Consider the following 14,977-nt stretch of genomic DNA (forward strand, 5'->3'; position numbering starts at 1 on the left):
AATTGACGTTTCACGTTGTTTGTTTCGTTTAGTTTTCAAAGTTCAACATCGCGTTTCAGCGACTTTTATAATATATCATAGTATATTATTTTCGTCAACAAGTTTTTTCGATAACTTGTATCTCTCATTTGCTGACTCTGCCTATTATATAGACTTTCTCTCCCCTATGCAAGTATTATTATAAAAAAATAAAGAGGGGAGATATCTCCCCTCTTATTCTTCTGAAGAAACCTCTTCGCTCGTTTCTTCCTCATCATCTTTTTGTGCTTTTGCTACTGTCGCTACCTCTTGCTCATCCTCTAGTCGAATTAGACGAACACCCTGTGTATTACGTCCCATTTGAGAGATTTGATCAACTGGCATACGAATAATAACACCTGCTGCTGTAATTAACATGATATCTTCTTCACCTGTTACAGATTTAACAGCTACTAATTTACCGTTTTTATCTGTAATATTACAAGTCTTCAGACCTTTACCACCACGGCTTTGTAGACGGTATTCATCAATCGGGGTACGTTTTCCATAACCATTTTTCGTTACAATTAAAACATTTACATCCTCTTCGACAATTTCCATACCTACAACTTGATCCTCTTCACCTAATGTAATTGCTTTTACACCAGCCGCATTACGTCCCATAGAACGCACATCTTGCTCGTTAAAACGAATTAACATACCATTGCTTGTTCCTACAATAATATCCTTATCACCAGATGTTAAACGTACAGATATTACTTCATCCTCTTCACGAAGAGAGATTGCAATCAAACCATTTGTACGGATATTCGCAAATGATGAAAGTGGTGTTCTCTTAGAGATGCCTTGTTTTGTTGTGAAGAATAAGAATTCATCGTCACCAAATTCACGAATTGGAATAATGGCGTTAATCCATTCACCCTTATCTACACCTAATAAGTTAATAATAGGTATACCTTTCGCTGTACGACTATACTCTGGGATTTCATATCCTTTCGTACGGTATACTTTCCCCTTATTAGTGAAGAATAGGATATGATCATGCGTAGAAGTAGTTAATAAATGCTCTACGAAATCATCATCATTTGTTCCCATTCCTTGTACACCACGTCCACCACGGTTCTGTGTTTTGTACGTAGAAGCTGGTAACCTCTTAATATAACCATTATGAGTTAACGTAATAGCGATATTTTGTTCTGGAATCAAGTCTTCATCTTCAATAGACTCCATACCACCAATTGTAATTTCTGTGCGTCTCTTATCATTGAAGCGTTCTTTTACTTCCGTTAATTCTTCACGAATAATCTCAAGAACCTTTTCTTCATCTGCTAAGATTGCTTTTAATTCAGCGATCAACTTCATTAAATCTTGATATTCTTGTTCAATCTTTTCGCGTTCTAAACCTGTTAAACGTTGCAAACGCATATCTAAAATAGCTTGCGCTTGTTTTTCACTTAAGCCGAAACGTTCCATTAAACCTTGCTTTGCAATTTCCGCCGTTTTCGAACTACGAATTAATGTAATAACTTCATCCAGATGGTCTAAGGCAATTCGTAATCCTTCTAAAATATGAGCACGCGCTTCTGCTTTTTCTAGTTCATAAGCTGTACGCCTACGAATTACTACCTTTTGATGTTCCAAGTAATGATATAAATTTTGTTTTAAGTTCAGCACTTGTGGCTCTCCATTTACAAGAGACAGCATGTTAATACCAAAACTTGTTTGAAGTGCTGTATGTTTATATAAGTTATTTAATAATACATTAGCATTGGCATCACGACGTACTTCCATAACAATACGCATACCATTTCGATCTGATTCATCACGTAAATCTGTAATACCTTCAATTTTCTTATCGCGAACTAACTCTGCAATTTTTTCAATTAATCGCGCCTTATTCACTTGATAAGGTAGTTCCGTTACGATAATAGATTGTTTGCCATTTGACTTCTCTTCAATTTCAACTTTAGCACGAAGTATAATAGAACCGCGTCCTGTTTCATACGCTCTACGAATACCACTTCTTCCTAAAATTAAACCTGCCGTTGGGAAATCTGGTCCTGGAATGCACTCCATTAATTCTGCAATAGTAATATCGGGATTATGACTTAATGCCAATACGCCATCAATTACTTCGCCAAGTTGATGCGGCGGAATATTCGTTGCCATACCAACTGCAATACCTGTCGTACCATTTACTAGTAAGTTAGGAAAACGCGCTGGTAATACAATTGGCTCTCTTTCAGAACCATCATAGTTATCTTGATAATCAATCGTATTTTTTGAAATATCACGTATTAATTCCATAGAGATTTTAGACATTCTTGCTTCTGTATAACGCATTGCTGCCGCTGAATCTCCATCGACAGATCCAAAGTTACCATGCCCATCAACAAGCATATAACGTTGACTGAAATCTTGCGCCATACGTACCATTGTTTCATAAACAGCTGAATCACCATGAGGGTGATACTTACCGATTACTTCACCAACAATACGTGCTGATTTCTTATACGCTTTATCAGCCGTAATTCCTAAATCATTCATCGCATATAAAACCCTACGATGCACAGGTTTTAATCCATCACGAACATCTGGTAATGCACGAGATACGATAACACTCATTGCGTAATCTAAAAATGAGGTACGCATTTCATGACTAATATTAATTTCTCGAATTCGTGCTTGTTGTTGATTGTCTGACATCAACGAGCACCTCCTCTTACATTTCCGTTACACATACATTGATTTATATGTAGAAGACAGGAATACTCAGATTCCTGTCATTACTCATTTAAATATCAAGGTTTTTCACGTATTTTGCATTTTCTTGGATAAAGTTACGACGTGGCTCTACTTTATCCCCCATTAAAATTTCAAATGTTTCATCTGCTTCAATTGCATCTTGAAGGGAAACTTGAAGTAATGAACGTACTTCTGGGTCCATTGTTGTTTCCCAAAGCTGAGTTGGATTCATTTCTCCTAAACCTTTGTAACGTTGGATACCAGGTTTCGGTTGAGCTGGTAATTCAGCTAAAATCTTTTCAAGCTCTTTCTCATTATAAGCATATTGAATTTTTTTACCTTGTTGTACTTTAAACAACGGTGGCTGTGCAATATAGATATAACCATGTTCAATAATTTGACGCATATAACGATAGAAGAACGTTAATAATAGGGTACGAATATGCGCACCATCTACGTCGGCATCTGTCATAATAATAACTTTATGATAACGAGCTTTCTCAATATCAAAATCTCCGCCAATGTTCGTACCAATTGCAGTAATAATTGTACGCACTTCATCGTTAGATAAAATTTTATCTAATCTTGCTTTTTCAACGTTAATAATTTTACCTTTTAGCGGTAAAATCGCTTGGAAGTGACGGTCACGACCTTGCTTTGCTGATCCGCCTGCAGAGTCACCCTCTACAATGTAAATTTCACTAATTGCTGGATCTTTCGAAGAACAATCTGCTAATTTACCAGGTAAACTTGAAACTTCTAATGCACTCTTGCGGCGTGTCAATTCACGCGCTTTTTTTGCTGCAACACGTGCACGTGCTGCCATCGTACCTTTTTCTACGATTTTTCGTGCAACATTTGGGTTTTCTAGTAAGAACTTTTCAAATGCCTCTGAAAACACAGACTCTGTAATCGTTCTCGCTTCACTATTCCCAAGTTTCGTCTTCGTTTGTCCTTCAAATTGTGGGTTTGGATGTTTAATTGATACAATTGCAGTTAAACCTTCACGAACATCCTCACCCGTTAAGTTACTGTCTGCATCTTTTAAAATACTATTTTTACGTCCATAATCGTTAATCACACGAGTTAAAGCTGTTTTAAACCCAACTTCATGTGTTCCACCTTCATACGTATGAATGTTATTCGTAAATGAGTAAATATTATTTGTATATCCTTCGTTATACTGTAAGGAGACCTCAACTTGAATACCATCTTTTGATCCTTCTACATATACAGGTTCTTCATGGATTGGTTGTTTTGAGCGATTCAAATGCTCAACGTATGATTTAATTCCACCTTCATAATGGAATTCTTTCTTTTGCTTATGTTCACGTTTATCTTCAATCGTCAATTTAATATTACGATTTAAAAATGCTAATTCACGCATACGAGTTGCTAGCGTATCAAATTCGTATACTGTTGTTTCCTGAAAAATTTCTGGATCTGGTTTAAATCGAGTTATCGTTCCTGTTTGATCTGTGTCACCAATGACTTTTAAATCCGCAACTGGAATACCTCTTTCGTATTTTTGATAATGGATTTTACCTTCACGATGTACAAATACCTCTAGTTCTGTTGATAGGGCATTTACTACAGATGCCCCAACACCATGCAAACCACCAGAAACTTTATAACCGCCGCCGCCAAACTTACCACCAGCATGAAGAACGGTCATAATAACTTCTACAGCAGGACGTCCCATTTTTTCTTGTATACCAACTGGAATACCACGTCCATTATCCGTTACACGAATACTATTATCTTCTTCGATACTAACGTTAATTTCATCACAGTACCCTGCAAGTGCCTCATCAATACTATTATCGACGATTTCCCATACAAGATGGTGAAGTCCTTTTCCGCTTGTAGATCCAATATACATACCAGGGCGTTTTCGAACTGCTTCTAGTCCTTCAAGTACCTGTATTTGACTTTCATCATATGAATTTTCTTGCATTTGCTTTTGTTCCATTGACACAAAGATCACCTACTTTTCCATTTAAACAGGGATTACGCCCTATCTATTTCACAATCTACCGTGCCGTTCGTTACATGAATTGTTTTCGCTTCTTTTAATGTTTCGTGTTCAATTCCGTCGACACTCGTCGTTGTCACAAATGTTTGCACTTTTCCTTGAATTGTATTTAACAGATGCGATTGACGATAATCATCTAATTCTGATAATACATCATCCAATAGAAGAATCGGATATTCCTTAACTTCTGAGTAAATCAATTCAATTTCAGCTAATTTTAGGGACAGTGCGGTCGTTCGTTGTTGTCCTTGCGAACCAAAGACTTGAACATTTTTACTATTAACGAAGAATTGTAAATCATCACGATGAGGACCAATTAAAGTCGTACCACGGAAAATTTCACGTTGTTTCACGGATTGAAAACTTTCATAGTATACTTCTTTTATTTTCGACAAATCCATTGATTCTGATACATCTACGCTCGGTTTATAGACAATTTCTAATTCTTCTAGCCCACGGCTTATACCACGATGAATTGGAGCTGCCCATTCTTGTAGTAAATGCAAAAATTCAAAGCGTTTTTGCAAAATTTTTGTACCATGCTCAATAAGTTGAAGTGTAAATACATCCAACATCGTTTCCTCATTCTTACTATTCCCTTGCATCTTTTTCAGCAAGTGATTTCGTTGTGTGAGCACCTTTTGATATTGACTCAATTCATACAAATAGACCGGAGCTATTTGGCCTAATTCCATATCTAAAAAGCGTCTTCTTACTTGAGGGCTTCCTTTTACAAGATTTAAATCTTCTGGGGCAAACATGACAACATTCATCACGCCAATATATTGACTCAATTTTTGTTGTTCAAGTTGATTTAATTTTGCCTTTTTGCCTTTTTTCGAGATATTTAATTCCAAAGACAAAGAACTATTTCTCTTTTGTAGCTTTCCTTTAATTTGACCGAAATCTTCATCCCAACGGATAAGCTCGCGATCATTAGAGGTTCTATGAGATTTCGCCATCGCTAAAACATAAATAGCTTCCATCAAATTCGTTTTCCCTTGCGCATTCTCGCCGATAATTACATTTACCTTATCTTCAAAGGAAAGCTCTAAATTTTCATAATTGCGATAGTTTTTTAATTGTATTTCTGAAATAAACAAAGGGCTCCCCCTTTATGATTGAACTTGGAAACTTCCGCTTCCTGGAATTTCAATAATATCGTTCGCATATAGTTTGCGACCTCTTCTATTTTCAAGTTCTTGATTCACGTACACTTCATATTCTTGTAAAAACCATTTTACAGCGCCACCTGTATCAATTACATCGGCTAACTTTAAAAATTGTCCTAGTGTAATATACTCTGTTGAAATTTTAATACGTTTCATAAAATCGCTCACTTTCTGAAAGTGTTCATTCTTTCATTGTACTAAATAAACTAACATTAGGAAAGTAATACCCAAAAATCAAATAAGGGCTACTAGCATCTGAAAACTAGCAACCCTTATTTCTTACTTAGTAAGTACGAACCGGTAAAATTAATTGAATAATGGATTCATCATTTACTGTACGAATTAAGAATGGTCTCATTGCTCCAGTAAAGCTAATCTTAATTTCAGTACTATCTAATGCTTTTAGTGCATCCATCATATATTTTGCACTAAAAGATATTTTTAACTCTTCCCCATCTACTTTTTCACATTGAACTTCTTCTACTACTTTTCCGATTTCTGGTGAATTCGAAGAAATTTCTAGCATTGCCTGCTCTAAAGTTGATAATTTTACAACATTATTACGACCATCTCTTGCTAACAGAGATGCACGATCAATCGCTTGTAAAAATTCTTTTGTATTTACAAAAATATCTGTTTTACTCTCCGCTGGAATTAAGCGAGTTGTATCAGGATAATTTCCTTCTAACAATCTTGAGAAGAATAATAAATGTTTTGTACGGAATAATACTTGATACTCCGTAATAACGATATCTACCATTTCTTCAGACTCATCTAGAATTTTGCTTAATTCATTTAAGCTTTTCCCCGGAATAACAACATTTGCTTGGAATTCATCTGCAATGCCTTCAATTTTTGCTTTTCGAAGAGCTAACCTGTGACTATCTGTAGCAATGCAAGTTAGTTCGCTGTTATATACCTTCCAGTTTACACCTGTCAAGATCGGTCTTGTTTCAGAAGTGGAAACTGCAAATACAGTTTGTCTGATCATATGTTTAAGTAAATCCGTCGGAATCTTAAAAACATGATGTTCTTCAATTTGTGGTAACAACGGATATTCTGCAGAATCTAAACCATTTAAATTAAACTCTGATTTCCCAGAAGTTATTTTTGTCATTAAATGATTTTCTACAGAAATTTCTACAGTTTCTTTAGGTAATTTTTTTACAATTTCACTAAAATATTTCGCCTGTAAAACAATACTTCCTGATTGTTTTACTTCTACGATTTCTTTTCCATCCTCTTCAACTGGGATAAAAGATTCAATCGAAATATCAGCATCGCTTCCTGTTAATGTAACTCCTTCTTCCGTAGCGACAACTTTAATTCCTGTAAGGATCGGAATTGTTGTACGAGAAGAAACAGCCTTCATTACATCTTGTACACTTCTTACAAGATAGTCTTTTTGTATTGTAAAACGCATAAAGAAAAACCTCCGGTAAGTATAAGATTTTATTTAATTAATAAAGATAAAAAATAGTAGTAATAGTAATAGGGCTTGTGGATATGTGGATAACCCCGTTAAAGGATGTAAAAACAGTCTATCTACATGTGGATAGACTGTGCGTAAAACAAGGAAAGTTATTCACACTATTCAGCTACTACTTTAAAATATCGTTAATTTCTTCAACTTGCTTTTGTAATTGCGTATCCGTCTTAAGTAGCTTAGAAATTTTTTCATGAGCATGGATAACGGTTGTATGATCGCGTCCACCGAATTCTTCACCTATTTTAGGTAAGGAGGAGTCTGTCAGTTCACGTGATAAATACATTGCAATTTGGCGAGGAAAGGCAACTGATTTCGTTCGTTTTTTCGCCTTGAAATCTTCCAATTTTACTTGATAAACATCTCCGACAGCTTTTTGAATATCATAAATGGAGATAATTTTTGGTTTAGAATTTGGAATAATATCTTTAAGTGCTTCAGCTGCTAAATCAGCATTAATATCTTTATTAATTAAAGATGAATAAGCTACAACTCGGATGAGTGCACCTTCTAGTTCACGAATATTTGAATCGATTTGATTTGCAATATAAAGCATGACCTCATTTGGTATATCAAGTCCTTCAGCCTTTGCCTTTTTGCGCAAAATTGCAATTCGTGTTTCTAAATCTGGTGGCGTAATATCCGTAATGAGTCCCCATTCAAAGCGAGAACGAAGACGATCTTCTAAAGTTGGAATTTCTTTTGGTGGCCGATCACTGGAAATTACAATTTGTTTACTTTCTTCGTGTAATGCATTGAATGTATGGAAAAACTCTTCTTGAGTTTGTTCTTTTCCCGCTAAAAATTGAATATCATCTATCAATAAAACATCCACATTGCGGTATTTATTACGAAAATCGACTGCTTTATTATCACGAATAGAATTAATAAATTCATTTGTAAATTTTTCTGATGATAAATATACAACTTTCGCATTTGGGTTATGTTCAATTACATAATGACCAATTGCATGCATTAAATGGGTCTTTCCAAGTCCAACTCCCCCATAAATAAAGAGGGGATTATATGCTTTAGCTGGCGCTTCGGCTACTGCCAATGAAGCAGCGTGAGCAAAACGATTACCAGAGCCAATAACAAACGTATCAAACGTATATTTTGGGTTTAGCATACTCTGTGGTAAATGATTAGAATCATCTTGTGCTGAATTCGGTTTAGAAGGAGGAAGATCAATCTCCTCTTCAGCTTGACTTTGGGGAATAATAAAGCGAATAGCTAATTTTGCCCCTGTTAAATCATAAAGTGTTTCTGAAATTAGCTCTGAATAATGAGATTCTAACCAATCACGGGCGAATTCATTTGGAGCCGTAATTGTTAATACGTCTTTCTTTAAATTATGTGCGGTTGTTGATTTTAACCATGTTTCATAACTTGGTTTACTGACCTTTTTTTCTAGTTCTTTTAAGGCGCTGTTCCATAAATCAGAGATGTTTTCCAAAGGTGTCCCTCCTTTACTAAGATGGTAAAAGAATAAGGTTGCGCAACAAATGTACAACCCGAATAAATATAAAATGTATATTTATACGAAACGTATTTTAAAACCTAAAAACGTCGTTTGTATATGAGATAGGGTTTTCGACAAAAAAAGCAAATGTGGATAATTATTTACCCACATGTGATTAAAACTGTCCACATGTTATACACAAATTGTGGATAAGATAAAGATGTGGAAAACTTATTCAAAGTGAAAACACAACTATAATATCAAAAAAAAGTAGCTATAGCAATGAAATTAAGAAAGTTATCCACAAAATCAATACCTTGTGGAATAAACTTGTCCACAACACGATATACTGTGTAAAAGTACGAAAAGAGTTTGTGGATATAAAAAACATGAAAAAACATTTATCCACAAGGAAATATAGCGTCTGTGAAAAAGTATGTGAATAGGTTCAAAATGAATATTTGATGAAAATTTCTAGAACCATTGACATTTTCCTAGTTGATTAACTATAATTTATAAGACTGTCTTTAACAGATATTCCTCAGGGAGGTGTCATATAATGAAAAGAACTTACCAACCAAATAAACGTAAGCGCAGCAAAGTACATGGTTTCCGCAGCCGTATGAGCACAGCGAACGGACGTAAAGTGCTAGCAGCTCGTCGTCGTAAAGGAAGAAAAGTATTATCTGCGTAGACCACTGATCGTTCAGTGGTCTTTTTTTCTAATAATAGTGAATTTCCGCTGATGAACTACAGGAGTGTCAATTGATATGAAGAAAAAACATCGTATAAAAAAGAATGATGAATTCCAGACGGTTTTTCAAAAAGGAAAATCGAATGCGAATCGTCAATTTGTTGTGTATCAACTAGATAAAGAAGAGCAGCCAAACTTTCGTATTGGCCTTTCTGTCAGCAAGAAAATAGGAAATGCAGTAGTGCGTAACCGAATTAAACGTATGATTCGCCAGTCGATCACAGAATTACAAGATGAGATAGATTCTGGAAAAGATTTTGTTATAATAGCAAGGAAGCCTTGTGCAGAGATGACATATGAAGAAGTAAAGAAAAGCTTAATTCATGTCTTTAAACGCTCTGGTATGAAAAGAATAAAAAAGTAGCGTAAGGAAATGAATTACACTATATACATACCGAAACAAGGAGGAGCAGGCTTTGAAAAAGAAAATAGGTTTACTGGCCATGGTTATTACATTAATGGCAATTGCTACCGGCTGTAGTGAAACGAGTCAGCCGATTACATCGAAGAGCACTGGGATTTGGAATGAATATTTCGTATACCCGCTTTCTCAGTTAATCACGTATTTTGCGACATGGCTTGGTGATAATTACGGTTTAGCGATCGTTATTACGACCCTTATTATTCGTTTTGCATTATTACCATTAATGATTAAGCAAACGAAGAGTACGAAAGCTATGCAGGCGTTACAACCAGAAATGGTAAAGTTAAAAGAGAAATATAGCTCGAAAGACCAAGCGACACAGCAAAAATTACAACAAGAAATGATGCAGCTATATCAAAAAAATGGTGTAAATCCATTAGCCGGTTGTTTACCAATATTTGTTCAGATGCCTATTTTATTCGCATTTTATCATGCGATTATGAGAACATCAGAAATTAGTAAACATACATTTTTATGGTTTGATTTAGGACAGGCAGACCCTTACTATATCTTACCGGTTGTTGCAGCGATTACGACATTTATTCAGCAAAAGCTTGCAATGGCAGGAACTGCTGGTCAAAATCCACAAATGGCAATGATGATTTGGCTTATGCCGATTATGATTTTAATCTTTGCAATTAACTTCCCAGCTGCATTATCACTTTACTGGGTTGTTGGTAATATCTTTGGTATCGCTCAAATGTATTTTATCAAAGGGCCAGAAATTAAGGCTAGTAAGGCTGAGGGATCAGGCAAGTGAGTGTAATCACTGCTAAAGGTCAAACAGTTGAGCAGGCAGTAGAGGATGCTTTAAGGCAATTAAATGCTTCAAAAGACCGAGTAGATATAAATATTATCGATGAAGGTAAAAGAGGATTCTTAGGTTTATTTGGGAACCGACCTGCAGTAGTAGAAGTTGTATTGAAGAAAGACCCAATTCAAGAATGTGAAGAATATTTAAAAAATGTTATTCACGATATGGGTGTAGAAGCTGAGATTAGTAAAATTGTAAAAGGACGCGAAGTTGAATTTACAATTTCTGGCGAAAATATAGGTGTTTTGATTGGAAAAAGAGGAAACACCTTGAACTCTTTACAGTATTTAACAAAGCTTGTGGCGAATCGCAATACGAAGCAGTACATTGGTATCACACTAGATGCTGAAAATTATCGTAGTAAAAGAAAAGCTACGTTAGAAGTACTTTCTTATCGATTAGCCAAACAAGTAGTAAGTACGAAAAAAAGAGTTGTATTGGAGCCTATGCCATCTTTTGAACGAAAGATTATCCATCAAGCATTATCTAATCATCAAAATATCATTACAACTTCTGAAGGAAAAGAACCACATCGACATGTTGTAATATCTTCCAAGTGACCGGTTACTCAATTGAGTGCCGGTTTTTTTGAGGGGAAAATAGGTGTGGATAACTAAAAAACACTAAACTTATCCACTGTGAATAAGTTTAGTGTTTTTTACATGAGGACATAATAAAATGAGTTATTATTCTTTTGTAGATAGGTTCGTTATGGTATTCTAATAATTTAGTGAAGAAAATAATCATGTTGAAATAGAGATAAATAAGCAAGTGAGGTGAAAGGACATGGAATTTGATACAATTGCCGCGATTTCCACAGCGCTTGGAGAGGGTGCAATTGCCATTGTTCGAGTAAGTGGGGATGATGCGGTTGAAAAAGTTAATCGTATTTTTAAAGGGAAGGATTTAACAGAGGTTCCTTCTCACACAATTCATTATGGTCATATTGTTGATTTAGATACAAATCAGGTTATTGAAGAAGTAATGGTGTCTATTATGCGTGCACCAAGGACTTTTACACGTGAAAATATAGTAGAAATTAACTGTCACGGTGGACTTGTTTCGGTAAATAAAGTATTGCAGCTTATTTTAGCGCAAGGAGTACGATTAGCGGAGCCTGGTGAATTTACAAAACGTGCTTTTTTAAATGGCCGTATTGATTTATCACAAGCAGAAGCTGTTATGGACTTAATCCGTGCAAAAACAGATCGAGCAATGAACGTAGCGATTAATCAAATGGAAGGACGATTATCTAAATTAATCGGCCGTCTGCGTCAGGATATATTAGAAACGTTAGCTCATGTTGAGGTAAACATAGATTACCCGGAATATGATGATGTGGAAGAAATGACACATAATATCTTAATTGAGAAAGCTACACATGTTCGTGCTGAAATTGCAAAAATATTAGAAACATCAAAGCAAGGAAAGATTTTACGTGAAGGTATTGCTACTGCAATTATCGGTAGACCTAATGTTGGGAAATCATCGCTATTAAATAGTCTCGTTCAGGAGAAAAAGGCAATTGTAACTGATATTGCAGGAACAACTCGTGATGTTATTGAAGAGTACGTTAATGTGCGTGGTGTACCACTTAAACTTATAGATACAGCTGGAATTCGTGAAACAGAAGATGTTGTTGAACGAATTGGTGTAGAGCGTTCAAAAGAAATGATGAGTCAAGCTGACTTAGTGCTAGTTGTCGTTAATTATAGCGAAGCTTTAACAAATGAGGATGAAGATCTATTCCGTGCCGTACAAGGAAAAGATTTCATTGTTATTGTAAATAAGACAGATTTACCGCAAGCAATTGATATGGAACGTGTTATAGAATTGGCAGCGGGGAATCGTATTATTACAACGTCGTTAATTGAGGAACAAGGAATAGATGAGCTTGAAACGGCAATCGCTGATTTATTCTTTGAAGGAACAATTGATTCTGCAGATGTAACATATGTTTCTAACGCGAGACATATTGGATTATTAACACAAGCAGGAAAAACAATTGGAGATGCAATTGAGGCGATAGAAAATGGTGTTCCAATTGATATGGTGCAAATTGATTTAACAAGAACGTGGGAAATACTTGGTGAAATTACTGGTGATACCGTTCATGAAAGCCTAATTGACCAGTTGTTCTCTCAATTTTGTTTAGGAAAATAATATAGTGATGTTTCAGAAAGATAGAGATTATTAGGAGGAATAAACAATGGGATACAATGCCGGTTCATACGATGTCATAGTAATCGGTGCAGGTCATGCAGGATGTGAAGCTGGTCTTGCGGCAGCACGAATGGGCTCCAAAACATTAATGTTAACAATTAACTTAGATATGGTAGCGTTTATGCCATGTAACCCTTCTGTTGGTGGACCAGCAAAAGGGATTGTTGTTCGTGAAATTGATGCATTAGGCGGAGAAATGGGACGCAACATTGATAAAACGCATATTCAAATGCGTATGTTAAATACAGGTAAAGGACCAGCTGTACGCGCACTTCGAGCACAAGCAGATAAATTCTCTTACCAGCATGAATTAAAGAAAACAATTGAAGAAACACCAAACTTAACGTTGTTCCAAGGAATGGTAGAGCGTTTAATCGTTGAAGATGGCGAATGTAAAGGGGTAATTACGCAAGCTGGTGCTGAATATACAGCAAAAACAGTCGTAATTACGACTGGTACATTTTTACGTGGTGAGATTATTATGGGAGATTTAAAATATTCGAGTGGTCCAAATAATCAACAACCATCTATTACTTTATCGGAACATTTAGAGGAGCTTGGATTTGATCTTGTTAGATTTAAAACAGGTACACCTCCGCGCGTAAATAGTAATACAATCGATTACAGTAAAACAGAAATTCAGCCAGGTGATGATAAACCACGAGCTTTCTCTTTTGAAACGACAAAGTTTATTATGGATCAAATTCCATGTTGGTTAACGTATACAAGTACGGAAACACATCGTTTAATAGATGAAAACCTACATCGCTCAGCTATGTATTCTGGTATGATTAAGGGAACAGGTCCTAGATACTGTCCTTCAATTGAAGACAAGGTAGTAAGGTTTAATGATAAACCACGTCATCAAATTTTCTTAGAGCCAGAAGGACGTAACACACAAGAAGTGTACGTACAAGGTTTATCCACAAGCTTACCAGAAGACGTACAGCGTGATATGCTTAGAACAATTCCTGGTCTAGAAAAAGTTGAAATGATGCGTACAGGTTATGCAATTGAATATGATGCAATTGTGCCAACGCAACTATGGCCGACACTTGAAACGAAAAAAATTAAAAATTTATATACAGCAGGACAAATTAACGGAACTTCTGGTTACGAAGAGGCGGCAGGACAAGGGCTTATGGCCGGAATTAATGCGGCATGTCGTTCTTTAGGTAAAAAAGAAGTTATTTTAGGTCGTGAGGATGCTTATATTGGTGTCTTAATTGATGATCTTGTAACGAAAGGGACGAATGAACCATATCGTTTATTAACATCTCGTGCAGAGTATCGTCTATTATTACGCCATGATAATGCGGATCTTCGTTTAACTGAAATTGGTCGTGAAATTGGATTAATTAAAGAAGAACGCTATGAGCGATTTACAAATAAAAAATTACAAATTGAACAGGAAAAGGAACGTTTAAGTAGCATTATTATTAAACCACGTCCTGAAGTTCAAGAATTAATTCGCAATATTGGTGGAAGTGAATTGAAAGATGGAATACGTGCAAGTGACTTATTACGTCGTCCAGAGATGACATATGAGCATATCCATCTTTTAGTACCAAGTGAAGTAGAATTAAGTGATGAAGTTACAGAACAAGTTGAAATTCAGATTAAGTACGAAGGATATATCGAAAAATCTTTACAGCAAGTAGAGCGTATGAAGAAAATGGAAAACAAAAAAATCCCTGTGGATATTGATTATGATGCGATTTCTAGCCTTGCATCAGAAGCTAGACAGAAATTGAAAGATGTTCGTCCACTTTCAGTGGGGCAGGCTTCACGTATATCAGGCGTAAATCCAGCGGACATTTCCATTTTACTTGTGTATATTGAACAAGGAAAAATTGCGCGAGTATCGAACCAATAAATAGTAA

The 14,977-nt window shown here is 35.7% G+C and carries 12 protein-coding genes; 6 read left to right on the top strand and 6 right to left on the bottom strand.

The features are described 5' to 3' along the window. Window positions 1–213: 213 nt before the first annotated feature. From gyrA to dnaA, 6 genes are all read right to left on the bottom strand, one after another. Window positions 214–2,685, bottom strand: a complete 2,472-nt coding sequence (gene gyrA, locus AC0NJG_RS21950) for a DNA gyrase subunit A (protein ID WP_001282851.1) — start codon at window positions 2,683–2,685, stop codon at window positions 214–216. Between the two features lie 88 nt (window positions 2,686–2,773). Further along, window positions 2,774–4,696, bottom strand: coding sequence for a DNA topoisomerase (ATP-hydrolyzing) subunit B (gene gyrB / locus AC0NJG_RS21955; RefSeq protein ID WP_000435993.1), 1,923 nt, complete (start codon window positions 4,694–4,696; stop codon window positions 2,774–2,776). Between the two features lie 38 nt (window positions 4,697–4,734). Continuing rightward, on the bottom strand, window positions 4,735–5,862 hold the full coding sequence (gene recF / locus AC0NJG_RS21960) for a DNA replication/repair protein RecF (RefSeq protein ID WP_087955268.1): 1,128 nt from the start codon (window positions 5,860–5,862) through the stop codon (window positions 4,735–4,737). A 12-nt stretch (window positions 5,863–5,874) separates the two neighbouring features. Further along, on the bottom strand, window positions 5,875–6,087 hold the full coding sequence (gene yaaA / locus AC0NJG_RS21965; protein ID WP_000821367.1) for a S4 domain-containing protein YaaA: 213 nt from the start codon (window positions 6,085–6,087) through the stop codon (window positions 5,875–5,877). Window positions 6,088–6,214: 127 nt separating this feature from the next. Then, window positions 6,215–7,354, bottom strand: coding sequence for a DNA polymerase III subunit beta (dnaN, locus tag AC0NJG_RS21970; protein WP_001212891.1), 1,140 nt, complete (start codon window positions 7,352–7,354; stop codon window positions 6,215–6,217). 178 nt (window positions 7,355–7,532) lie between these two features. Beyond that, window positions 7,533–8,873: a chromosomal replication initiator protein DnaA gene (gene dnaA, locus AC0NJG_RS21975; protein WP_000428025.1), complete on the bottom strand. Its 1,341-nt coding sequence runs from the start codon at window positions 8,871–8,873 to the stop codon at window positions 7,533–7,535. Window positions 8,874–9,438: 565 nt separating this feature from the next. Here dnaA and rpmH point away from each other — a divergent pair. The 6 genes from rpmH to mnmG all read left to right on the top strand — a co-directional run bounded on the left by rpmH (window position 9,439) and on the right by mnmG (window position 14,970). After that, window positions 9,439–9,573: a 50S ribosomal protein L34 gene (gene rpmH, locus AC0NJG_RS21980; protein ID WP_000831901.1), complete on the top strand. Its 135-nt coding sequence runs from the start codon at window positions 9,439–9,441 to the stop codon at window positions 9,571–9,573. Between the two features lie 76 nt (window positions 9,574–9,649). Beyond that, window positions 9,650–9,997 carry a ribonuclease P protein component gene (rnpA, locus tag AC0NJG_RS21985; RefSeq protein WP_087955267.1) on the top strand — a complete coding sequence of 116 codons (348 nt, stop codon included), beginning with the start codon at window positions 9,650–9,652 and terminating at the stop codon, window positions 9,995–9,997. A gap of 52 nt (window positions 9,998–10,049) precedes the next feature. Beyond that, the gene (spoIIIJ, locus tag AC0NJG_RS21990; protein WP_474063444.1) at window positions 10,050–10,817 is read left to right on the top strand and encodes a YidC family membrane integrase SpoIIIJ; all 768 of its coding nucleotides are present in this window, start codon (window positions 10,050–10,052) and stop codon (window positions 10,815–10,817) included. Next, window positions 10,814–11,431 (top strand): RNA-binding cell elongation regulator Jag/EloR, encoded by a 618-nt coding sequence (jag, locus tag AC0NJG_RS21995; RefSeq protein ID WP_087995275.1) that lies wholly within the window; start codon window positions 10,814–10,816, stop codon window positions 11,429–11,431. Before spoIIIJ ends, jag begins: the two co-directional genes overlap by 4 nt. 226 nt (window positions 11,432–11,657) lie before the next feature. Beyond that, window positions 11,658–13,034: a tRNA uridine-5-carboxymethylaminomethyl(34) synthesis GTPase MnmE gene (gene mnmE / locus AC0NJG_RS22000; protein WP_000393772.1), complete on the top strand. Its 1,377-nt coding sequence runs from the start codon at window positions 11,658–11,660 to the stop codon at window positions 13,032–13,034. Between the two features lie 46 nt (window positions 13,035–13,080). After that, window positions 13,081–14,970: a tRNA uridine-5-carboxymethylaminomethyl(34) synthesis enzyme MnmG gene (gene mnmG, locus AC0NJG_RS22005; protein ID WP_474063445.1), complete on the top strand. Its 1,890-nt coding sequence runs from the start codon at window positions 13,081–13,083 to the stop codon at window positions 14,968–14,970. Window positions 14,971–14,977 lie beyond the last annotated feature (7 nt).

The organism is Bacillus sp. SSR7 (genome assembly GCF_055902415.1).